This is a genomic window from Scytonema sp. PCC 10023 (assembly GCF_963920835.1).
GTDB lineage: Bacteria > Cyanobacteriota > Cyanobacteriia > Cyanobacteriales > Nostocaceae > Kalymmatonema.
On record NZ_CAWUDP010000031.1, the window covers coordinates 58,738 to 80,664 of the forward strand.

Here is a 21,927-nt window from a genome sequence, read left to right on the forward strand (position 1 = left end):
TCAGCATAAGCTTCAAGTTTGTCTAGCTCCTGCTGAGTTAGCAGTACTTTCAACCATCGATCTCTTTGTGGCATAATATTTTTGTCTATATAGTCATATTATGCCAATTTTATGACTATATAGTAAGTGTTGAAAACCACAAATGAACCGAACAAACACCAGAAAGCTACCCAAAATTGAGTAGCAATGGGTAGTTTTGTCTAGAAAGTAACTTACAGTTTCATACCCCGCAAGGAGTCCCACACCGTAATCAAAGATTACGGTGTTGGGACGGCGGGACGGGCAGTTGCTTTATGCCAGGGAACCCGTCCACCGCACTGCCCTCATGAATTAAGCACTCCCTGTCTCGTGACGGTTGTTGGGGAAAAATTTCCACACATTAGATCCGGGCTTTGTTGCCCCGGACATAATTTTTCGATTTTTAACAAGGGTCCCCAATCCTTAATCCCTAATCCCCAGTCCCCTTCACCGTTTAATATCAGGATTTTTCCTGAGTGTCAACTGCTAAAAAAGCTACTTTTGCGGCAGCTTGTTCCGCAGCTTTGATCGAGCGTCCCTTTCCTTCACCTAGCTTTTGTTCGTGCAACCACACTTCAGCAAGAAAACGCTCTTGATTGTGCTGGGGTTGATTGATTTCCACCACTCGATATTCTGGTAAAACTTTATACTTTGCTTGAGTCCATTCTTGTAGAGCGGCTTTATAGTTAAATCTAGCTGGATCGAGGCGAATTTCTGCTGCAAGTTGTTTAAAGTGAGGGTCTAGCCAAGAGCGGATGAGTTCGAGATTGTTTGTACTCAAATAAAGCGCACCTAAGACTGCTTCAAAGGCATCTGCCAGTCGTGACTCCTGACCAACTTTATCAGCGGTTGCACTGCCAGCAACCAGTAAGTATAGCTCCAAGCCGTATTCTCTTGCTAATTGGGCGAGCATGCGATCGCTCACCAACACAGAACGAATTGCGGCAAAATCTCCGACTGGGCAATTGGGATAGGTTTCCCATAATACAATGGCTGCCACTAATCGCACGACTGCATCGCCGACAAACTCCAGATGTTCATAATTTGCCGACTCGGAGACAGTAGGATGAGTCAGCGCTAAGTCCAGCAGTTCCCACTTTATAGCTGCGTCTGCTGGCAGACCAAATTTTCTGACTAAGCTTTCGAGTTGCCGTTGACGGCGTGGATAAGCGATGCTCATTAGTTATTAGTCATCAGGAGCCACTCCGCCCTTGGGGAGGTAGTGCCTTTTGGAGGGTTTCCCGACCGAGGCGACTGCCGTGGTTTCCCCGAGGGGCGTGCAAGCGGCGTTCATTAGTCATCAGTGAGCCAGCGCTATGCAGGAGGGTTTCCCGCTCTCACGGCGACTGGCGTAAGCGCAAAGCGTGCCGAAGGCATACGCGTTCGCGCAGCGTGTCGCTTTGCGACTCAGCGTCTCCGTTCGGCCTCAAGCCGTGCCCGAAGGGCTCAGGAGATACCCGAAGGGTCATTAGTCATTGTTCATGAACAAACGACTAACGACAAATAACAAAGGACAAAAAGAGGGAGAGAGTCGGAACGTAAGCCGGGTTCTGTTCTCTTTTGTAGAAATGTAGCATACTACGTTTCTACATATAGAGGGCAGTTATCTATCTGGGACGTCTGTTACCAGACGCCTCAAGCGGCTCTTATGACGGAACTGGTAAAAGACCAACCGTAGTTCCTTGTGACCTTGCTCCCAACCGGGGTTTACCGAGCCACGACCTCTCGGTCGTGCTGGTGCGCTCTTACCGCACCTTTGCACCCTTACCTTTTTCAGTTATCAGGTATCAGTTATCAGTTATCAGGTATTCCCTGTTTACTGTTTACTGATAACTGTTCACTGATTTTGGCGGTATCTTTCTGTGGCACTATCCTCGCGATCGCTCGCACTGGGCGTTACCCAGCAGGTTTGGTCTTTCGGGAGCCCGGACTTTCCTCAAACCAGCTTCAACGAACTGGTCTGCAACCGCCTGCGCCTACTCTCTCCTAATATCCAGTGTAGTCTTTGAATGACCAAACCAGTAGTTCTGGTTTACCGCATCTTATTCCAAGGCAAGGCATATGTCCAAGGTAGTTTCCTAACGGTGAAAGGACATTTGACAATGCATAGGGGAGGGGCTTTGCTACCCTGAGCGACACCCACATTTGTTTCAGCTAATCGAAACACTAAATCTAGCGAAAACTCAAAGGTGCGTTTTCTGGTTATAAACTCATTAAATTGTTTTTTTTGTGCCTTGAGGGGGCTTGTTTTCCATTTGAGGACGTTAGCCACCGAGTTTTTCGTTGCTGTATATGTTCCAGATAACTTATCAAACTGGAAAACACTTTCAGATGAAACTGATTCTTTCAGTGTTTTACCAGGGACAATCAGACTGGGAGTTTGAAATACGCCTAAGTCACGGGTTATGTCTGGTGACATCCGAATGACTCGCTTGGAGGTTCCGTCAAATTCTTCAAAAGCACAGTTGTCCCAATCAACGTATATTGCTAAATCCTGGGATTTATTTTGAATGTTAATCGACAAAGATTGCGGTTTGTCAATTGGGTACGTCTTTGCCAGTCCCCCAAAACTAATCCCAATTGTGTCTTGGAGATTTTGTTCTTTCAGTTGTTGGTCTACAGATGCTTTCTTGAAATCAATCTTTACTTGTTCATCGATTGATTCCACCATTTGGTTAAAGGTGTAAGTAATGCCAATTATATAAAGCGTCAAAATAACTAAATTGTTGTCGCCAGTTCTCATAACTTTGTATATTAACTCCCTGTACTAATGCGTGGTTACTCAACTTACTGATCCTCTCAAGTTTTGGAATCAGGATTAATTTTTGAAAAATTTTGGAACCAGCCCCGTCGCCAGAAAATGAAGATCAAAATAAATGCGATCGCAGCCATCAATCCTAAACACATAAAATAACCCCAATGCCAATTGAGTTCTGGCATATTATATGGCGATTTTTCAGTATTGAAGTTCATCCCATAAATTCCAGCAATAAAAGTGAGCGGAATAAAAATTGACGACATCACCGTCAAAAACTTCATGATTTCATTCATCCTGTTACCTACTGCCGAAAGATAAACATCCATCAACCCTGATGCAAGTTCCCGGTAAGTTTCTACCATATCCATCACTTGCACTGTATGGTCGTAACAATCCCGCAGGTAAATTCGCACCTCCTCACTGATAAGTTCATTGCCATCGCGAATCAGAGAATTAATTGCATCGCGTTGGGGCCAGATGTAGCGACGCAGCTGCAGTAATTCTCGCCTAACGTGATAAATTTTTTGTAGTGTTTGCCGGGTGGGGTTTACTATGACTTCTTCCTCTAACTCTTCAATTCGCTCACCGTAACGCTCTAAAACTGGAAAAAAGCCATCGACAATTGCATCTAACAAAGCGTAAGCTAAATAATCTGCTTTGCGCTTACGGATAGTGCCTTTGTTGTTGCAAATTCGCACTCGCACTCCTTCCAAACAATCATGTTCTGGTTCCTCTTGTACTGTAAGTAAATAATGTTTCCCCAACACCAAACTCACTTGCTCACTATAAAATCCATATCTTCTTTCCTTTGGCACAACCATTCGGCAAATAATCACCAAATGACCTTCATATTCCTCTATTTTTGGACGCTCTGCCACATTGACAATATCTTCTAAAACCAAAGGATGTAAATCAAACACCTTTCCCAGGCGTCGCAAAATGTCTTCATTGCCTAAACCTTGCACTTCCACCCAAGAAACAGATTCCGTATCTAGATACGAGGCACACTCTTCCGGGGTCTTTAGTTCTTTGCGAATGACATCGCTGGCATGATAGTCAATCAACGTAATCGTTGGTGGTGAAGCATCTGTGGAAATAATGATGGTTCCTGGTATGGTTCCTGGTTGGTGATAGAAGTCATCTTCGTTATAAGGTTTAGGAACGACTTGAAGCGAGCGGCGGTGTTTTCTTACCATGAACTTTTACCTGGTTGAATCATTAGTCATTCGTCATAAGTTCTTTGTTAAAGACTTCGGACTCTTGAGTTTTGGTCTTGAGAGAGGACAACGTGGTTAATTTCTTTCATTATTTGTCAGTTATTTTACAATTACAAGTCAATCAAAGTTTTATGTAGTACTGTAGTGCATTTTTCAATTGAATGCATGACAGTTCTGATTTTCTTATAACAGGGGCGTCTTGTCTGTGCTGTGTTAAAGGCAGATAAGATATCTACCTCACAACAGCTACCTTAAATACAGCCGAGAACCGCTATAAATTAGCAATACTATCAAAAAAACAGTTTGCCCTTGCAAGACAAACTGCTTCAAAAATCTTAATACAATATCTGAAACGACATTAAGCTTAATTACCTCATCCCCGCGCCCCTCTGTGCGAACTCGGAGAGGGGCGGGGGGTAATTGCAGCTATGAACGCAATTCGGTATTATTCACGCCCTGCTGTACTAGTGTCATCTTTCTACTTATAATGTATAAAAAGTTCATATAAAATCATGCGTATTGATGACAAATGTTATGTTTTCATGATGGCAAGCCTGCCCAAGATACAGCAGAATCATCCGTCATCCGTCATCCGTCATCTGTAAAAAGGGCTTTATGTCTGGTTTTTAGACAAGAACATTGTACTTCATGCACGAACAATGTGCTGTATGTTTTGATTTCCCCTGTTACTTCACGCGATAGACTCCAATGAATCCAATCGCCACAACTTCTTCTATCCGTCGGACTTTGCAATATGTAGAGTGGACGCTTTTGGTTGTCTACTTTTTCCTCATAATAGTGAATCGCCCTAAAGATGTTTATGCGTCCCAACTTATACCGACTTATGTTATTTTTGCGTCTTTGAGTGTATCGACTTTATTAAGTTTTCTATTGCCAATGAATCGCCCAATTTGGCAAAGACGAGCTTATATATTATTAGAAATATTACCAATCATGTTTGCCAGAGCAGTCAATTGGCGGCTAGATATGTTACTGTATCTTGTACTAACAAAAGCCTGCTTTTTACTTAAGCGTCAAGAAATAGTCATAACTGCGATCGCCACTGGAATACTTTGGAATGTTGTCCGGCTTTGCACTTTACCTTCAATCATTGAGTTTGAGCGTGCCCATATTACTCAACGTATCGCTCGGTTGTATGACGTAAATTCTACAATTAGCAGGAATATTATCAATGACACTAGTAGCTACTTAGCAGCTAGTACCTTTGTTATTTTATTTGCCTTTGTGATCATTGCAGAGCAAAAAAGTAGACAAAAAGCAGAGGTTCTCACCCAACAGGTAGAAACCTTAGCTGCAACTTTGGAACGAACTCGCATTGCTCGTGAAATACATGATTCTTTGGGACATTCTCTGACAACATTGGATGTGCAATTGGAACTCGCTCAAAAATTGTACCAACGCGATCCTATTCAAGCTGCAAAGTCTTTGGATATTGCCAAAGATTTAACCAATCAGTGCTTATCTGAAGTCAGGCGGTCTGTGCAAACAATGCGACAGACTAATTTTAATCTTAATGAAGCGCTCAGTACCTTGGTGGAACAAGTTGGACGAAACCAAGCATTTGTCATTCAGCTCGATGTGAAACTTCCGCAATTACCTGTTCAAACTAGCCACCAACTTTATTGTATTGTGCAGGAAGGACTAACGAATATTCAAAAACACGCCTCCGCTAGTGTTGTCAGTCTCAAAGGTTATCAAACACCCAATGCGATTATTCTAAAACTAACTGATAATGGACAAGGCTTTGAAGCCAGCGCACCTCACACAGGTTTTGGACTGCGAGGAATGCAGGAGAGAGTTCACATTTTGGGAGGGGAACTAAAGATTAAGAGTAGTCTTGGTGAGGGAACTCAAATTCAAGCCATAATTCCACTTTAACTCCGCATGCTCCCATTCCCCACCCGCCATGCGGCGCGCGAGGTTGCTAGGTCAAAAAAGGGAGTTTTTGCTTTCAAGTTTGTAAAAGTTTTGCGAATTTTCGGTAAATCTCAGAACATCAACAATTTAAGCTACGACAATGATAAGCGACACTTCCATCCACTTAAGACTATGTCGCTAAATCTTGATTCGCAACACTCTCTAGTTAGCGTTATTATCCCAACTTATAATCGCCCAAATTATCTTATACAAGCGATCGCAAGTGTTGTACAACAAACGTATAAAAATATTGAGATTATTGTTAGGTTGGACACCTATTTTTTGTTACCCTAACTGATATACGTTTCGCCCGACAGTAAAATAGCTAAGAAATACGGCAGAACTCAAGAGTGAATGCCCTGCCTTTAGGCTTGGGCAAAGTCAAAACGAGCGTGCCAAGTAAATTTAAAATTAAAATCCAAAACGAAAATCTAAAATTACTTAAGATGATTCGATTATTGCTTGTAGATGACCAACCACTCTTTCGCCAAGGATTAGCCTCCTTGCTGGCGTTAGAAGAGGATTTGGAAATCGTTGGACAAGCGAGTCATGGGAAAGAAGCGATCGCTCTTACCCACACCCTACAACCAGATGTCATTCTCATGGATGTGCGAATGCCTGTGTGTGACGGGGTTGTAGCAACTCGTGAAATTCATCAATCCTTTCCTTGGATTAGAATTCTTGTGCTAACTACCTTTGACGAAGACGAGTATATCTGGCAATCACTACAAGCAGGCGCACTCGGCTATCTTCTTAAAAGTACACCTTCCGCACAACTCGCAACGGCAATTCGCACTCTCGATCAAGGACATTGTCAACTTGGTCCGACTATTGCGCCGAAAGTCTTTGCTCAGTTGCGTCCTCCGGGTGCTGTGAAGCCAAATACCCCACAGCAACGTTTTAGTGAACGCGAATTAGAAGTTTTGACTCTGATTGCTGAAGGTAAAAATAATCGGGAAATTTCCCAAACGCTGCATCTGACTGAAGGGACGGTGAAAAACTACGTAACGCAAATTTTGGGACGGTTGGGGTTACGCGATCGTACTCAAGCTGCTTTGTGGGCGAAGGAAAATTTGGCAATTTAGTATTGGCTTGGTCACAAACTTGACAAGTAGGGCTAACACATTCTAGTTTTAAAGAGGTGTGTTGAAACTCATCGACACCACTCTCCCGATCCTTGAAAACCGCATAATCTCGTTGACTGGTGTCGATTGCTCTTGTAGTAAGGGTTTTGGACGACAAAACGAAAGTCTAGTCGCAACAAAAGCCAGTTTATTGACAATAAAAAAAGTGGTGTCGATTTGGCGCTTGAAAGCCGCTCCCAGTAAGGTCTCCTGAGCGAACTCTTTACAAAACCATCTCCCCGCAAGGGGACGGAAACAAGAATACTATGTTTTTCTCTTTCTTTTTCTCCTCCTTTACAAAACCATCTCCCCGCAAGGGGACGGAAACTAGTTTGTTTGGTTTAGCCAGTAGGATTTTGCTTTCCTTTACAAAACCATCTCCCCGCAAGGGGACGGAAACTCATGAATAGGCTCTAAAGAATTATCCTCCTTTGACCTTTACAAAACCATCTCCCCGCAAGGGGACGGAAACCGTAGTATTCATCTGGGTTGACTGAACCCTGAACAACTTTACAAAACCATCTCCCCGCAAGGGGACGGAAACGTTGTAGTTTGATTTATCTGAATTTTTATCTGAGCTCTTTACAAAACCATCTCCCCGCAAGGGGACGGAAACGCGTCCAATCACTTCCTCTTGCGATGTCTTAGCATCTTTACAAAACCATCTCCCCGCAAGGGGACGGAAACGATAAAGATCAAGTTAATCCTAATTTTTATCTTGTCTTTACAAAACCATCTCCCCGCAAGGGGACGGAAACGCTGAAGAGATACCGCAAAAACCAACAACAAAAGCAGTACTTTACAAAACCATCTCCCCGCAAGGGGACGGAAACTTGCAGCCGCGTTAGCATCAGCAATGTTTTTATTGCCTTTACAAAACCATCTCCCCGCAAGGGGACGGAAACGCTATTGACCCCTTGTTTGTCTAGTTGGTTTTTCACTTTACAAAACCATCTCCCCGCAAGGGGACGGAAACATTCTGTACTTGCGCTATTACGGTAGCTGCGGGTGCAGCTTTACAAAACCATCTCCCCGCAAGGGGACGGAAACCCTTCCAGGTAAACAACTAGCGACACTAAGTTCTGAACTTTACAAAACCATCTCCCCGCAAGGGGACGGAAACTAATAATCCTCCAAACAAAAGCAAAAAACATCTTTGATGCTTTACAAAACCATCTCCCCGCAAGGGGACGGAAACGATAAAGTTTTTACCTAGTAATGGTGTACATGAAAGGTAACTAACCTTTACAAAACCATCTCCCCGCAAGGGGACGGAAACGATAAAGTTTCGAGCAGCTGGAAAAACGCAAAAATTCTTTACAAAACCATCTCCCCGCAAGGGGACGGAAACTATTGTGATAGTTGCGCCCATGGCGATGATAGCAACTTTACAAAACCATCTCCCCGCAAGGGGACGGAAACATTATTTTTCCTACTGCTGTTATAGCTAATGCCAAGTCAGCTTTACAAAACCATCTCCCCGCAAGGGGACGGAAACTTAGCATCTTCGACGGAAGCTTGCTTGTAGGCACCTTTACAAAATCATCTCCCCGCAAGGGGACGGAAACGAGATATTTGTTCGCTTTTAGTTTCCAACAAAATAATCCTTTACAAAACCATCTCCCCGCAAGGGGACGGAAACCTTTTCCTTCTGGCAAGCCAACGGCGAAAGCACCGCCTTTACAAAACTATCTCCCCGCAAGGGGACGGAAACCCTTCTCTACATCGTAAACTAGACTTCCCCTTTCACTTTACAAAACCATCTCCCCGCAAGGGGACGGAAACTCTTCCACACAACTCTCGCGTTCCAGTATCCCTGTGGATTCTTTACAAAACCATCTCCCCGCAAGGGGACGGAAACAATATCTGCCTGATCTGGAAAATAAAAGCTAATGCTTTACAAAACCATCTCCCCGCAAGGGGACGGAAACGTGGGAAGATAATAGGATCTACCACTTACCAGTATTCTTTACAAAACCATCTCCCCGCAAGGGGACGGAAACTCTTATAGCCCATTTAGCTTCTTCGGAAGTATTTTCCTTTACAAAACCATCTCCCCGCAAGGGGACGGAAACTCCTGGTTTTCACCCCTAAAAAGGGAAAAAAGAAAAAGCTTTACAAAACCATCTCCCCGCAAGGGGACGGAAACTCTTGGTAGTTTTCAGGAGGAGTGTTTTCTTTTATCCTTTAGACATTGCTCTAGAATAGCGACAATAAAATATTAATCAAAAATAGAAATTATTTTAAGACTAGATACTCTAAACATAGGCTTTGTTTTTTTCTCAGTTGTTACAAATTCCTCTGCAGCAACTGACAACGCCGCAGCTACATGAAGCGCGTCCATAGCTGCTAAACCATACTGAGCAGCAATTTGGTAAGCCTCTTGTATTACTTTTTCTATATCGTTAGCCCAGTAAGTAACAGCACCAAAGAATGATTGATAAAATTCAGCTTCTGCCGTTTTTCGATTGTAAATTGCTTTAGGTATTACCTCCATTTTGATAAATTCGCTTGAAGCAAATTCGCGGCTTGAATCTGCTAAAAATTCCAAAGCTTTCTCTGAATCTTCTCCCACACCACGCGCTGCAGTTACTAGCACTCCAGAATCAATAAAAGTTATCTTCATGTGTCAGTTTCCTGTAATCCTCCACGACGACTAGCAATTTCTTTTTCTATTTCATCTCGACTTAATAAAGGTTCACCATCAGCAACAATTCTAGAGCGAATCTGCCGTAAACGTTCTCCCAACGAGGCTTTATTAACAGAGTTTTTAACGTAAAGAAATTCGACAAAATCTAAAACTTCCTCTTGCTTGTCTTGTGGAAGGGAACGCCATTTTGTTAATAATTCTTGTTCTGCATTCATCCTTACTACCTACCTCTGATAATTTAGTAAATTCAAGACTTATTATTGACGAGCATTAAAAACTTGTATTGCACTTAATTGAGAACTGCTGCTATAAATACAGGGCGGACAAGATGTCCACCCCACAAGAACTGTAAAGTAGGGTGGCTACTGCCACCCTACTGGACTACAAAATGGCAAACAATGGCAAACCGGGACTACATCATGCCCATGCCGCCCATGCCACCCATGCCACCCATGCCGCCCATGCCGCCCATGTCAGGCGCACCGCCAGCAGGTTTCTTCTCTGGTTTTTCAACGACGATCGCTTCGGTGGTTAAAACCATTCCAGCAATAGAAGCAGCGTTTTGCAAAGCTGAACGCACGACTTTTGCGGGGTCGATGATTCCAGCAGCAATCAAGTCCTCAAATTCGCCAGTAGCAGCGTTGTAGCCAACGTTGAAATCACTCTCTCGCACTCTGGCGACAATCACAGAACCTTCAGCACCAGCATTGTCTGCGATTTGACGCAATGGGGCTTCGAGCGATCGCGCTACAATATCAGCGCCAATCTGTTCTTCGGCGTTAAGACTGTTTTTCACCTCTTGCACCTTTTTGGACAAGTGAATCAAGGTTGTTCCACCACCAGGAACGATACCTTCTTCCACAGCCGCTTTGGTAGCGTTGAGGGCGTCTTCAATCCGCAGTTTGCGGTCTTTGAGTTCGGTTTCTGTTGCCGCACCCACTTTAATCACCGCAACTCCACCAGCCAGCTTGGCGATGCGTTCTTGCAGTTTTTCTCTATCGTATTCTGAATCGCTTTCTTCGAGTTGTCTGCGAATTTGACCAATTCGCTTTTCCACGTCTGCTTTTGTGGAGTCACCAGCAGCGACGATGGTGGTGTTTTCTTTGTCAATCGTGATTTTCCGGGCAGTTCCCAGGGTTTCCAAAGAAGCGGTATCTAAGCTTAAACCAATTTCTTCGGAAATCAGCTGTCCGTTGGTGAGAATGGCAATGTCTTGCAACAATGCTTTGCGGCGATCGCCAAACCCAGGGGCTTTAATGGCGGCGACATTCAGCACTCCCCGCGCTTTGTTCACAACCAAAGTTGCCAAAGCTTCCCCTTCCACATCTTCGGCGATAACCAGCAAAGGTTGACCGGAACGGGCGACTTTTTCCAAAACTGGAATTAAATCTTGGATGTTGCTGATTTTCTTATCGGTAATCAGAATGCGGGCATTTTCAAATTCTACAGTCAAGCGATCGTTGTTGGTGATGAAGTAGGGGGAGATGTAACCCCTGTCTATCTGCATCCCCTCAACAACTTCTAAATCCGTTGTCAGAGACTTGGATTCTTCAACGGTGATTACACCGTCTTTGGTGACTTTGTCCATCGCCTCAGCCAGCATTCTGCCGACTTCTTCGTCGTTACCCGCGCTGACTGTGGCAACTTGGGCGATCGCCGCACCTTCTACTGGCTTTGCCACTGCTGCAATTTCCTGCACCAACGCCTCGACGGTTTTGTCGATTCCCCGCTTCAGGGCAATCGGGTTGCTACCTGCGGCGACATTCTTCAAACCTTCTTTGATCAACGCCTGCGCCAACACAGTCGCAGTGGTGGTGCCATCTCCAGCCACATCTTTGGTTTTCGACGCCACTTCCTGGACGAGTTTTGCGCCAGTGTTTTCTAAAGGGTCTTCGAGTTCAATTTCTTTGGCAACGGTGATACCATCGTTGACAATTTGGGGTGCACCAAATTTTTTCTCTAACAGAACATTGCGACCTTTTGGTCCTAAGGTAATTTTCACGGCATCAGCAAGAGCATTAATGCCTCGTTCTAACGCCCGGCGCGAATCTTCATTAAATGAAACAATTTTTGCCATGTTTGGTGTTCTCTAGCGCTTCCAATAGACAATTTAGCACTCTTGACCGCTGAGTGCTAATGACTTCAACTTATTCATACCAACTTGGATTCTAAGAAATGATTTTAGGGTTTGGGGTGTAGGGCGGGTGACAATTCAAAATTCCAAGTACAAAATAAAAAAATAATTTCTTTACCCTATACCCTATTCCCCTAACGGCGCAAGGCTGCCCATTGGTGTCAACTTAAGCCAAAAGGCATTACTCACAAGCATTTGAGCATTTTTCGCTCTCCTTAATTCCCCCGGTTTTCAGGGAAAATAAAATTTTAGCCCTCAAGGGTTCGGGGGTTGGGGGGTCTAAAACGACGGTAAATTGGGTGTTTGAGCGTGATTGTTGACAGGATGAAGGCTGCCTTTCCCCCTACCCTCGATATTCTTTCCTCCGGAATGACTCTATATTAGAAGCAACTTTTTATAAGGTTACAAATAGTTAGGAAAAAAATGATTAATATACAGTTGATGCTTATGCACATTGGCAATCATAGTTAAATCGGGAGATGAACATATACAGCTCCCTTCGGTCCCTTGGTATTGCTGACCCTAGCGGTTCCGGCTGGTTGGCAGTAGTATTTACGTTCCTTTTAGCTTGTAGTGTAACTTGGCGTTTGATTCCGGCAGTCCGCAAATTTGCCTTGCGTGTTGGTTGGGCTGACCAACCTAACGCGCGACGTCTCAACCGAGAACCTTTGCCTAATGCAGGGGGTCTGGCTATTTATGCAGGAGTGATTGCCGCAGTGGTACTAGCTAGTCTCTTACGACCTATCGAACTCGAAAGGGTACTGGCTGAAGTACAGACGATTCTTCTAGGGGGTTCGATACTTGTTCTTGTGGGCTTTATCGACGACCAATTTGGTTTACCCCCTCTGGTTCGATTGTTAATTCAGGTTCTCACGGCTCTGTTGCTGGTTGCTAATCGTATCACTATTGAAGTTTCTTTTGGTACTCCCATTGACTCTACATTATCAGTATTACTAACAGTACTGTGGGTAGTAGGAATTACTAATGCTGTCAACTTAATGGATGGTATGGATGGTTTGGCGGGAGGAGTCAGCTTTATCACCGCCATGAGCTTGTTAGCTGTTTCCGCTCAAGTTCCTAATCGTGCGGCAGCAACGTTAGTTCTAGCAGCTTTGGCTGGTGCGGCGTTGGGCTTCTTGCGCCACAACTTCCACCCTTCGCGCATCATTATGGGTGATGCCGGAGCCTACTTTTTCGGTTATGTGCTAGCTGCTACGAGTATTTTAGGTAACCTCCAAGCACCCACCGCTGTCTCTTTAGTAGCACCGGTTCTGTTTTTGCTGTTACCAGTACTCGACACGACTCAAGTGTTTGTTCGGCGGCTTATGGCGGGCAAAAATCCTCTCAGCACCCCTGGGAAAGACCACCTGCACCACCGCTTACTAGCTTGGGGCTTCTCTCAACGCCACGCCGCGCTGACTCTTTGGTCAATTACCTTGATTTGTAACTTGCTGGCGATGAGACTACAAAACATGACCTTGATACAGATGCTTATCACTACCATAGGGATCATCTGCTTTTTGGGCTTCATTGTTTTGCAAAGGATACGAGCAGCCTGAGGAGGATGAGGAGGATGAGGAGGATGAGGGGGATGAGGAAGTATTTTCTTCCACTACTTCCCCTACTCCCCGTACTCTTCGGCTACGCCATGACCATTCCGCCATCAACGTTAAACACTTGTCCGGTGATGTAAGCAGCAGCGGGGTCAGCGGCGAGGAAGCGCACCATCCCAGCGACTTCTTCTGGTTGACCGTAGCGACCAAGAGGGATATACTTAAGAATCTCTTCAGCTTTGGTATTGCTTGTCATGTCAGTGGCGATGAAACCAGGAGCGACGGCGTTAACGGTGATGCCACGAGAGGCAAATTCTTTGGCAATGGTTTTGGTGAACCCAATGACACCTGCTTTAGCGGCACTGTAATTGGCTTGTCCGGGGTTGCCCATTTGTCCAGCAACGGAGGTAATGTTGATAATCCGTCCCGAACGTTGCTTGAGCATGATTTTACTAGCAGCACGAGTGCATAAAAACACACCAGTGAGATTGAGGTCAATCACGGCTTGCCAGTCTTCTGGTTTCATTCGTAAAAGAAGCGTGTCGCGAGTTATACCTGCATTGTTGACCAAGATATCCACGCGATTCAACTTTTCCATCACCGTGTTAACTAGCGCTTCTACCTGATCGGCTTGAGAAACGTCAGCTTGCAGTGCAATAGCACTTCCTCCGGCTTTTGTAATTGTATCGACGAGCTCTTCGGCTGCATTGCTAGAACTGGCATAATTGACAACTACGTTTGCTCCCAGTTTGGCTAATTCTAGTGCGATCGCTCGCCCAATTCCCCTTGAAGCACCCGTGACAATAGCAACCTGTCCGCGCAAACTCTGCAAATCTTCTGGCAATAGTTCCATGAATATTCCTCTTTAGTGTCATTGCGCTAATGATCATAGGGTGATTGTGCGCCAACAATAAAAACAATCTAGGAGATGACACAGATAAATGCTCTTGGGAACTACTATTGAAAACAAACAATACAAAACTGGTGCGTATCACATGAGTACGAAAAAACAATTCAACAGCTTTGAAGAGATGCTGTCTGGTTCTGATGTACCTGTATTGGTGGATTTTTACGCTGACTGGTGTGGACCTTGTCACATGATGAGTCCAATTTTAGACCAAGTCAACGCTCAACTTCAAGGACGCATACGAGTTGTCAAAATTGATACTGAGAAGTACCCACAATTAGCATCTCAGTATGAAATTTATGCTCTACCAACGCTGGTACTATTTAAGCAGGGTCAGCCAGTGGAGCGAATTGAGGGTGTGGTGCAAGCACCACAGTTAGTGCAACATTTGACAACATTAATTTAACAAAAAGAACTCAGAAGTCAGGAGCCAGAAGTCAGAATGAACTTCTGTGCGACTGGCGGATGAGTAAAGGGGTTTAAATCCCCACCGTCTACACGGTGTCTACAATTGGTTGGGGTCTCAATCCCCATCGAATTGATTCTGACTTCTGAATTCTGAATTCTTCTTCAATTGGCTTTCAAGGTAGAGACGCTACACATAACGTCTCTACCAGTCATCTGAAGTTGTATATCCTTCTAAATCGAGAAAAGAAAAGAATGAAGAGATTTATCATCCTTCAGAAATATCATCTTTAAAAAGAAAAAACTGTTCGCAACGTGCCAGTGACAATCGTACCATTTGCCTCTTGGTTGGAAGCATTGGTAATAACCTGAATCAAAGGCGTGACTTGGATGTTGTTACTGACAGGAAAGTTGTAGAATGCTTCAAAGTTGGTTTGAGTGGCATTCCCAATCTCACTAACAATAAAGGGTTGACCTGCGGCAATACCAGCTAAAGCACCTCGGGTAAACAAGTCTGGAAACGCCACTCCCGCCATCCAGTAGTTGGGTTTGATGTCGCCAAAGGCAGTGTTATTGTAGCTACCGTAGCCATAACGACCAAAAATAGCAAATTTCGGTGAAAGAGCTAACTCGAAATTTACTCCGAATACGTCATAGCGGTTGTCAAATAATTCGCCGCCGCTGTACTGGAGGCGCAGGGCAAAAGCTTTCGAGGGCGCATATTCCAGTTCAACTGTACCCTGATACGTGTCGCCAAACAAACCTTGGTCGCCACCTCCATCAGGATACAGCAAGGGAACAAACAACGCTACACCAGGGATAAATCCCTCATCGCCTGGGTTGGCTGCATCTGATGCTGCATACAAAGCCCGCACTGAAAACGGTCCTGAGCCAGGCTTCCAGTCAATTGCTGCACCTGCCGCTGGACCATTGAGAGGGGCGAGAATGTAGTTGTTGATAAATGCCTGAGTGCTAAAGTCTTGAAAGCTTAAGTAAGCGTAGCTGTTACGGTCAAAATAGCTGATAGTGCGAATATTAGGTCCAACAGACACTGTGAAGTTCTTAAACGGCTCAAAGGTGTAGTACAGCAGATCCAGTATGAATTGGTTGTCAACGGGTGGTGAAACCGAGAAGTCTTGGACACTACCGAAAGACGGCTCTAGAAATCCTGCGGGATTGTCTTCACCGGCATCGCTACCTGTGTCGAAAACAATTTTCAACAGGTCTGTACCAACGAAGCTGGTATTCAACTCTACCAGAGCTCGGTAAGCCACCGTAGGATTCGGGTCAGAACGAGTAATCTCTTCACCTGTAGGGCTGATGATGCGTTCCCCATCAAATCCTCCGGCATTCACTGTCATGATAACTTGACCAGTTAGCTTGGTGGTTGTGGAGAACTGATTTGCCTCTATTTCTGCCGTCTTGGCTTCCAAAACGTCTACCCGTCCCCGCAACATTGCTAACTCGGCGGCAAACTCTTGTTGAAGTTGTTGCAACGTCGCCAAGTCATCACGAGAAACTAAATCCTCCTTTCCCGTTCTGATGAGTTCATTGATCCGCTCAAGGGCAGCATTTAAACCGGCGGCAAATTCATAGCGCGTCATTGCTCGGTTACCCCGGAATGTGCCATTGGGGTAACCTGCTATCACCCCATAGCGCTCAATTAGAGACTGGAGTGCGCCGAAAGCCCAGTCTGTAGGCTGCACATCTGCTAGTTGGCTCACTGAGGTCACTTGACCAACTAAGTTAGTCGAGTCAGCCTGTGCTTGGGAGATGGTTTCTGCTATCTCTTCAGGGGCAATGATATTGGTTGGAGCAGTCTGGGCTAGTCCGGGATTATTGGAAAAAAGTAGGTAGGAGAAGGTAATTGCACTCGTGAAGCTTTGGAAAATCTTTCTCATGAACAAGATCGGGCGATGAAATAGTCGGCGTTGCTGATTAAGTTGGCGCAAAGTTTACTTAAGAAGAACACAGAACACAGAATGCAGTAATCAGAATATGCCCACGGATGGAATCCGGGGGATTTAAGAAAGGAAAAAACTTTCTTTATCTCCACGGATAAATCCGGGGACACCAGACCAATACTCAGAACCAGAACTCTTAATTCTTACCCAAAAACGCGTTTAATATTCTGATTCCTGAGTTCTGTATCTATCGTTCTTTCTTGGTCAACCCTAGCTAACCTTCAGAAAAAGTATAAATTGGCTCTAGATTTCGTCCAATCTGAAATCGTCAAGGTAGAGCAGAAGGAAGCCAACAAGAATTGTCAGTAGCGATCGCCATAATGGTTGAACAGGGATATCCCAAGTCAAACCCCATAATCCAGTCCAAGTAATTATGACCCCCATCAAGGTATAAATAGTTGCCAGGTTGGGATACTGGATTTTGAAGTTGTGGAAAAACTTTTCCCTGAGATCCATCTCCTCAAGATTTTTTTCTGAATGAGTTTTCCTCATCATTACTAGATCATACAAGGATAAGTCATCCAGCAAGAGCATTGCTAGACCCAGCAATAATAAGCAAAAGTGACGAATAGGCACTTGTATAGCAATCTCTGGGGTTGGTTCTGCCATCAAATTTGTTCCTTGAGCCCATGAGTCAAAGATGAGGATGAAGCCACTCCAGATGAGTATTACATTACTTGTGACATATAAAGCGTGCAGATTTGGATGTTCGGTCTTTAGCTTATTGAAGAATCTTTCGCGTATGCTGGGCTGTTTTTCTTGGAGCTGTGAAACAGACGATTCTAGGTTATTATTTGCGTTCATCTTTGGTGTGAATCTAGAAAGTTAAATTTGATATTTACCTGTTAACAATGTGGAAAAAAAGTACTGTGAAGATAGCGTTGCTGAATCAAGGTATGAATTAGGCGATTGCGCAAAGCGCAGTGGCAAAGCCAATCGCACACGTGCCAGTGCCCTTGGGGGCAGCCTAACACAATGCACTATTTTCGTAGTGGAACAATAGTGGAACAATATTTTAAGTCATGTATTAACAAAAGAACAGATAATTCGAGCATTTCTATACAAATTACCTTTTTTACAGCAACTGTGGAACACGAATCTATCACTATGATTTTTCTGTTATCTTGAACTTCCTGGAAATCTTCTATTTCCTTCGTCAATATCAAAACATTTTTTGGCTAAATGAGTTAGTTGAATAGTTTTTATATGTCAGATTGAAGGTTGCAGATAACTATGTAGCGTTCCTAAACGAGGTAGGGGAACGAGTAAAAAAAAATCTACCATCTCATTTGTGCATTTGTAAAGCCTATTGGGACTATTACCAGTCAAACAATGTAGATAATAATAAGCCCTTTTCTTGTGGACTGTAGATTGCATAGGCAAGACTTTACAGTTCTCACGTGGTGCAAGACGTGAACTAAATATTTTTTATTTTCCTGCTTTTCCTACCTTTCCTACCTTTCCTACTTTTTTGCCAAAGTGGGAGGTTTCAAGGTGGAAGAGGGTAGGAAAAGTTTGAAAAATTTATGTAAAAGCAAGGAAAACCAGCACATAGTAGTACTAATTTAAAGAAATTGAATTTTGTCAAGTAAGAAAAGTAGGAAAAGCGGGACAAGTTTTTTATTAATTTTTTTTAGGATTTTGTACGACGCATCTACCTATTGAAATAAAAATAAGTTAATATCTCAGATGTAAATTCATGCCTCAATTACCAAAATTCTTGTGTCCAGCTAGAATTAGCACACTAGCTCACGATAAAGATAAAAATTTTGACATTTGCCTAGCACTGAGTCTAGATATGTAGCTAATACCAGCTTGTATTCAAACAGTGTATACAGATGAAAACTATCAACTATTAGCGTTTACCTAACTGCTGAAGGCTGACTGCTATTTGGTAGAAATCTCTCTTTCTTGAAAAATCCACTGATGACTTTAGCTGAGGATGAAACATGACAAGCAAACTCGTCATTGATAATTCGTAATTCGTCATTATTTTCCACAATTTAAATACCAATTGCGGATTATTCGGTCATGAATGACTGGTGTCCAGGCAGTTGCCTGCAAAACTTACACAAAAGGTGAAAAAATGAGCAACAACTCTCATAACAACGGTTCTCAAAATAATGGTTTAGGTAAGAATAACGGGCTAAACAAATTCTTCAAATTTGGAGAAGTACCCCATCTTGAAGGTCTGGGAACTCGTTCAGTTGAAGCATGGTTTTTAGGAACAAAAGCAGAAAATGCCGATGAACTTGAGCGTTTAATCGTAGAAGCGATTCGTGACCACGCGTTTTGGCGTCGAAACTTTCATCCTGGCGATCCAACTCACATCACCGAGCAAGTTAAGCGACAGTCAGATTACGTAGAGGCAATTGATACTCTCAAGGAGAGTTACCGTTCATTGTTAGCGTTTTTGAAGAAGTCTGTACCGTTCTTCAGTATGCGCTATCAAGGGCACATGAACTGGGATACGACAATGCCATCTATCCTAGGTTATTTTGCGGCAATGCTGTACAACCCCAACAATGTGGCTTTTGAAGGGTCAACGGCAACAACGCTTTTGGAAATCTTGGTAGGAGACGACCTTTGCCGAATGCTGGGATACAGCATACCAGATGAGGCAGAAATCGAAAAAGGGGCGATTCGCCCTTGGGGACACATCACTTGTGGTGGAACTGTTGCCAACATTGAGGCGATTTGGGCAGCAAGAAACTTGAAATTTTATCCCCTTGCCTTGCAAGCAGCTTTGCAAAATGAACCGTCACTAAAAGCTGCAAAAGATATCAGTATTTCCCTGCCCACCGGTGGGTCAAAACCTCTGATTGAACTAGACACTTGGTCAGTGCTCAACCTCAAAGGTGATGACATCGTGGCATTGCCGACTCGTCTGTATAAGGAGTATCAGATTAAGAGCGAAACCCTAACAGATGTCCTATCTAAGTATTCACTGCAAAACCTTGGAATGGCGGAGTTTTCACGCCGCTTCCTGAGCGACATCAAGTCTTCGCCTGTGTTCCTAGTACCAGCAACGAAACACTACTCATTTCCAAAGGCAGCGGCATTGCTGGGAATTGGAGCGACGAACCTGATTGACGTTCCTGTAGATGAAGATGCCAGGATGAGTTTCACTGAAGTCAAAAAGATTCTTCAAGATTGCCTGCAAGAGCGTAGACCGGTATATACAGTGGTTTCTGTCATGGGAAGCACCGAAGAAAGTGCAACTGACCCCCTGAAGAATATTCTTGAGCTGCGAGAAGAGTTGCGCTCCCAAGGACTAGAATTTACCGTTCATGCTGATGCGGCTTGGGGCGGTTATTTCGCCACCCTTCTTCGCGAAGATGAGACTAACACACCACAGCTGACTAAGACAAAAGAAGAACTGATTACTGAGATTGGATTAAGTTCGTATGTCACTCAGCAGTTCCAAGTTCTGGGAAATGCTGATTCGATAACGGTAGACCCTCATAAATCCGGCTACATTCCATACCCAGCCGGGGCGTTGTGCTACCGCAATTCCGCAATGCGGGATTTGGTGACATTCGCTGCTCCCTATATGTACCACGGCGAAGCAGAACCCACGGTTGGCATCTATGGCTTGGAGGGGTCAAAGCCAGGAGCTGCGGCTGCTTCTGTATATCTCAGCCACAAAGTTATTCGCCCCACAAAGAGTGGATACGGCAGAATCATTGGCAAGGCTCTGTTTAATTGTAAGAAACTTTATGCGCGACTGTTGTGTATGGCGCGTCCTGAAGACCGTTTCGTTATCGTTCCCGTCCCTCGACTTCCCGCAGAAATTTCCGGTTCTGATGTAGCGCAACAAATTCAATTCATTCAGGACAGAATCGATAAAGCAAGTAATGATCAACTCTTGGCGGACAAAGAAGCCCTGCATCTGCTTTCAGAAATCGGTCCAGACCAAAATATTATCACCTACGCGTTTAATTTCAAACATCCGGATGGCTCGCTCAACACAGATTTAACTCTGGCAAACCGCCTTAATAGGGCTATCTATGAGAAACTCAGCATTGACCCAGGTGAGGATATTTACGGTTATAGGCTCATCGTCAGTACTACAGATTTTGACGCTGCTCATTACGGTGAAGTTTTCATCGAACACTATAAGCAGCGTCTACTAGGAGTATCTGGAGCAACAGGCTCGTCTATCACCGTACTGCGTTCTACGGTACTCGAACCGTGGCTTGCAGAAACATCAAAGGGGACATTTCTCGATGTTCTCGAACATGAGTTTCGTCAGGCGGTTGCTGATTCTCTGTTCCGAGATGCACTTCTTCAGGTCTTTGAAGATGTTGACAAGAATCAAGATGGGGTTCTGGAAGTCTCTGAAATCGAGGCGAAATTTAAAGCCTTGGGCTATGAAGATGAAGACATCAAGATGTTTTGGAACATGAGCGATGTTGACAAAGATAGTACCTTGTCGATGGAGGAATTTCTGCAGAACTTCTCGCAATTCTTAGTGTTGTCATCTCGGAGTTAATTGTCTTAACTCTTTGCCAGAATCCCCTAACTTCTAGTTAGGGGAGTGGCTCAATGCTGATATTGAAACGACAAAGTGAAGTTTCAGATGCGATCGCACAGTTACCAAAAGTTTTTGAACATTCAAACAGCAAATTTAACAAAGTTCAGGATATTCTGCAAGCATGACTCAAGCCTTTAAAATAGTGAACAGTACCAGCCGCAGTGAACAGTACCAGCCGCAGTGAACAGTGACCAGTGAGAAGATTGACTTGGGACATCTTGATACTGCGGGTACTTGATAACTGATAACTGATTTTTGATAACTGATAACTGATAACTGGTAACTGTTAAAGAACCCTGCTAGAAGTGGCAGGAACCTCTCAAAAATGAATAGCAAATTTTAAATTTTAGGTAGAGAAAAGGAGTATTTTCCATGAAAATTGACAAGTTTCTCTTAGCACAAAACATGGCTTTTTTAACATCGATTCCGCCGGAAAGCAACTTAGCAAAATTACTTTCTTTTTGTTTAGCAACAAAGGTTAGAGAAAAAACGCCTGGTACAGAAATTTTGAAGTTAACTTATCAGCTTATGGAAAACCCATCACGGTTACCATATTGGGCTCAAGACGTGATGGGACACGATTTAGATTACACATCTCAAGAGTGGGAAGCATTAGCAAAAATGGGTATCAAGGATGCGAAGGAGTTTATGGCAATTGTGGAGCAAGAATTAGAGAATTTGACGTTTTAATATAAACTTTTCTAGTTCCTACTAGCAAAGAA

The 21,927-nt window shown here is 44.0% G+C and carries 16 protein-coding genes, 1 other RNA gene, 1 pseudogene and 1 CRISPR repeat array; of the genes and pseudogenes, 7 read left to right on the plus strand and 11 right to left on the minus strand.

Features of this window, described 5'->3' with window-relative positions; genetic code table 11:
* Positions 1-478: 478 nt before the first annotated feature.
* The 4 genes from rnc to corA all read right to left on the minus strand — a co-directional run bounded on the left by rnc (position 479) and on the right by corA (position 3,972).
* The gene (rnc, locus tag ACM0OZ_RS19705; RefSeq protein ID WP_414584517.1) at positions 479-1,198 is read right to left on the minus strand and encodes a ribonuclease III; all 720 of its coding nucleotides are present in this window, start codon (positions 1,196-1,198) and stop codon (positions 479-481) included.
* A 343-nt stretch (positions 1,199-1,541) separates the two neighbouring features.
* Positions 1,542-2,001, minus strand: an RNA gene (gene rnpB / locus ACM0OZ_RS19710) — RNase P RNA component class A.
* A gap of 49 nt (positions 2,002-2,050) precedes the next feature.
* Positions 2,051-2,761 carry a hypothetical protein gene (locus ACM0OZ_RS19715; protein WP_414584518.1) on the minus strand — a complete coding sequence of 237 codons (711 nt, stop codon included), beginning with the start codon at positions 2,759-2,761 and terminating at the stop codon, positions 2,051-2,053.
* 56 nt (positions 2,762-2,817) lie between these two features.
* The gene (gene corA / locus ACM0OZ_RS19720) at positions 2,818-3,972 is read right to left on the minus strand and encodes a magnesium/cobalt transporter CorA (RefSeq protein ID WP_414584519.1); all 1,155 of its coding nucleotides are present in this window, start codon (positions 3,970-3,972) and stop codon (positions 2,818-2,820) included.
* Between the two features lie 729 nt (positions 3,973-4,701).
* On the opposite strand from corA, the gene ACM0OZ_RS19725 reads away from it, so the two are divergent.
* The 3 genes and pseudogenes from ACM0OZ_RS19725 (at position 4,702) to ACM0OZ_RS19735 (ending at position 7,016) form a co-directional block, all read left to right on the plus strand.
* A complete protein-coding gene (locus tag ACM0OZ_RS19725) occupies positions 4,702-5,892 on the plus strand; it encodes a sensor histidine kinase (protein ID WP_414584520.1) in 1,191 nt (396 codons plus the stop codon).
* Between the two features lie 171 nt (positions 5,893-6,063).
* Positions 6,064-6,195 (plus strand): annotated as a pseudogene (locus ACM0OZ_RS19730) (glycosyltransferase); the annotation flags it as partial.
* Between the two features lie 182 nt (positions 6,196-6,377).
* Positions 6,378-7,016: a response regulator gene (locus tag ACM0OZ_RS19735; RefSeq protein ID WP_414584521.1), complete on the plus strand. Its 639-nt coding sequence runs from the start codon at positions 6,378-6,380 to the stop codon at positions 7,014-7,016.
* A gap of 260 nt (positions 7,017-7,276) precedes the next feature.
* Positions 7,277-9,204: direct repeats of the CRISPR family, unit length 36 nt; unit sequence CTTTACAAAACCATCTCCCCGCAAGGGGACGGAAAC.
* 72 nt (positions 9,205-9,276) lie between these two features.
* Here the strand turns inward: ACM0OZ_RS19735 and ACM0OZ_RS19740 are convergent.
* The 3 genes from ACM0OZ_RS19740 to groL form a co-directional block, all read right to left on the minus strand.
* Positions 9,277-9,681, minus strand: a complete 405-nt coding sequence (locus ACM0OZ_RS19740; RefSeq protein ID WP_414584522.1) for a type II toxin-antitoxin system VapC family toxin — start codon at positions 9,679-9,681, stop codon at positions 9,277-9,279.
* A complete protein-coding gene (locus tag ACM0OZ_RS19745; protein WP_414584523.1) occupies positions 9,678-9,920 on the minus strand; it encodes a hypothetical protein in 243 nt (80 codons plus the stop codon). The genes ACM0OZ_RS19740 and ACM0OZ_RS19745 overlap by 4 nt, the downstream gene beginning before the upstream one ends.
* 197 nt (positions 9,921-10,117) lie before the next feature.
* Positions 10,118-11,782: a chaperonin GroEL gene (groL, locus tag ACM0OZ_RS19750; protein WP_414584524.1), complete on the minus strand. Its 1,665-nt coding sequence runs from the start codon at positions 11,780-11,782 to the stop codon at positions 10,118-10,120.
* 536 nt (positions 11,783-12,318) lie between these two features.
* On the opposite strand from groL, the gene ACM0OZ_RS19755 reads away from it, so the two are divergent.
* On the plus strand, positions 12,319-13,398 hold the full coding sequence (locus ACM0OZ_RS19755; protein ID WP_073636084.1) for an MraY family glycosyltransferase: 1,080 nt from the start codon (positions 12,319-12,321) through the stop codon (positions 13,396-13,398).
* Between the two features lie 82 nt (positions 13,399-13,480).
* On the opposite strand, the gene fabG is transcribed toward ACM0OZ_RS19755, so the two are convergent.
* Positions 13,481-14,245, minus strand: a complete 765-nt coding sequence (gene fabG / locus ACM0OZ_RS19760; protein ID WP_414584525.1) for a 3-oxoacyl-[acyl-carrier-protein] reductase — start codon at positions 14,243-14,245, stop codon at positions 13,481-13,483.
* Positions 14,246-14,387: 142 nt separating this feature from the next.
* Between fabG and trxA the strand changes: the two genes are divergently transcribed.
* Positions 14,388-14,705 carry a thioredoxin gene (gene trxA / locus ACM0OZ_RS19765; RefSeq protein WP_414584548.1) on the plus strand — a complete coding sequence of 106 codons (318 nt, stop codon included), beginning with the start codon at positions 14,388-14,390 and terminating at the stop codon, positions 14,703-14,705.
* Positions 14,706-14,994: 289 nt separating this feature from the next.
* Here trxA and ACM0OZ_RS19770 read toward each other — a convergent pair whose 3' ends face one another.
* The 3 genes from ACM0OZ_RS19770 to ACM0OZ_RS19780 form a co-directional block, all read right to left on the minus strand.
* Positions 14,995-16,605, minus strand: a complete 1,611-nt coding sequence (locus ACM0OZ_RS19770) for an iron uptake porin (protein WP_414584526.1) — start codon at positions 16,603-16,605, stop codon at positions 14,995-14,997.
* Between the two features lie 306 nt (positions 16,606-16,911).
* Complete coding sequence (locus ACM0OZ_RS19775; protein ID WP_414584527.1) at positions 16,912-17,277, minus strand: hypothetical protein; 366 nt, start codon at positions 17,275-17,277, stop codon at positions 16,912-16,914.
* Between the two features lie 1,253 nt (positions 17,278-18,530).
* The gene (locus ACM0OZ_RS19780; protein WP_414584528.1) at positions 18,531-18,668 is read right to left on the minus strand and encodes a hypothetical protein; all 138 of its coding nucleotides are present in this window, start codon (positions 18,666-18,668) and stop codon (positions 18,531-18,533) included.
* Positions 18,669-18,754: 86 nt separating this feature from the next.
* Here ACM0OZ_RS19780 and ACM0OZ_RS19785 point away from each other — a divergent pair, with 86 nt between their 5' ends.
* Both ACM0OZ_RS19785 and ACM0OZ_RS19790 read left to right on the plus strand, forming a co-directional pair.
* The gene (locus ACM0OZ_RS19785) at positions 18,755-21,163 is read left to right on the plus strand and encodes a pyridoxal-dependent decarboxylase (RefSeq protein ID WP_414584529.1); all 2,409 of its coding nucleotides are present in this window, start codon (positions 18,755-18,757) and stop codon (positions 21,161-21,163) included.
* A gap of 414 nt (positions 21,164-21,577) precedes the next feature.
* Positions 21,578-21,895, plus strand: coding sequence for a hypothetical protein (locus ACM0OZ_RS19790; protein ID WP_414584530.1), 318 nt, complete (start codon positions 21,578-21,580; stop codon positions 21,893-21,895).
* The last annotated feature ends 32 nt before the right edge of the window (positions 21,896-21,927 follow it).

Excerpts from the sequence above, each read along its gene's own strand:
- ACM0OZ_RS19745 (WP_414584523.1), bottom strand. The coding sequence starts at position 9,920 with ATGAATGCAGAACAAGAATTATTAACAAAATGGCGTTCCCTTCCACAA.
- corA (WP_414584519.1), bottom strand. The coding sequence starts at position 3,972 with ATGGTAAGAAAACACCGCCGCTCGCTTCAAGTCGTTCCTAAACCTTAT.
- rnc (WP_414584517.1), bottom strand. The coding sequence starts at position 1,198 with ATGAGCATCGCTTATCCACGCCGTCAACGGCAACTCGAAAGCTTAGTC.
- ACM0OZ_RS19740 (WP_414584522.1), bottom strand. The coding sequence starts at position 9,681 with ATGAAGATAACTTTTATTGATTCTGGAGTGCTAGTAACTGCAGCGCGT.
- ACM0OZ_RS19735 (WP_414584521.1), top strand. The coding sequence starts at position 6,378 with ATGATTCGATTATTGCTTGTAGATGACCAACCACTCTTTCGCCAAGGA.
- trxA (WP_414584548.1), top strand. The coding sequence starts at position 14,388 with ATGAGTACGAAAAAACAATTCAACAGCTTTGAAGAGATGCTGTCTGGT.
- ACM0OZ_RS19715 (WP_414584518.1), bottom strand. The coding sequence starts at position 2,761 with ATGAGAACTGGCGACAACAATTTAGTTATTTTGACGCTTTATATAATT.
- ACM0OZ_RS19790 (WP_414584530.1), top strand. The coding sequence starts at position 21,578 with ATGAAAATTGACAAGTTTCTCTTAGCACAAAACATGGCTTTTTTAACA.
- fabG (WP_414584525.1), bottom strand. The coding sequence starts at position 14,245 with ATGGAACTATTGCCAGAAGATTTGCAGAGTTTGCGCGGACAGGTTGCT.
- ACM0OZ_RS19755 (WP_073636084.1), top strand. The coding sequence starts at position 12,319 with ATGAACATATACAGCTCCCTTCGGTCCCTTGGTATTGCTGACCCTAGC.
- ACM0OZ_RS19770 (WP_414584526.1), bottom strand. The coding sequence starts at position 16,605 with ATGAGAAAGATTTTCCAAAGCTTCACGAGTGCAATTACCTTCTCCTAC.
- ACM0OZ_RS19785 (WP_414584529.1), top strand. The coding sequence starts at position 18,755 with ATGAGCAACAACTCTCATAACAACGGTTCTCAAAATAATGGTTTAGGT.
- groL (WP_414584524.1), bottom strand. The coding sequence starts at position 11,782 with ATGGCAAAAATTGTTTCATTTAATGAAGATTCGCGCCGGGCGTTAGAA.
- ACM0OZ_RS19775 (WP_414584527.1), bottom strand. The coding sequence starts at position 17,277 with ATGGCAGAACCAACCCCAGAGATTGCTATACAAGTGCCTATTCGTCAC.
- ACM0OZ_RS19725 (WP_414584520.1), top strand. The coding sequence starts at position 4,702 with ATGAATCCAATCGCCACAACTTCTTCTATCCGTCGGACTTTGCAATAT.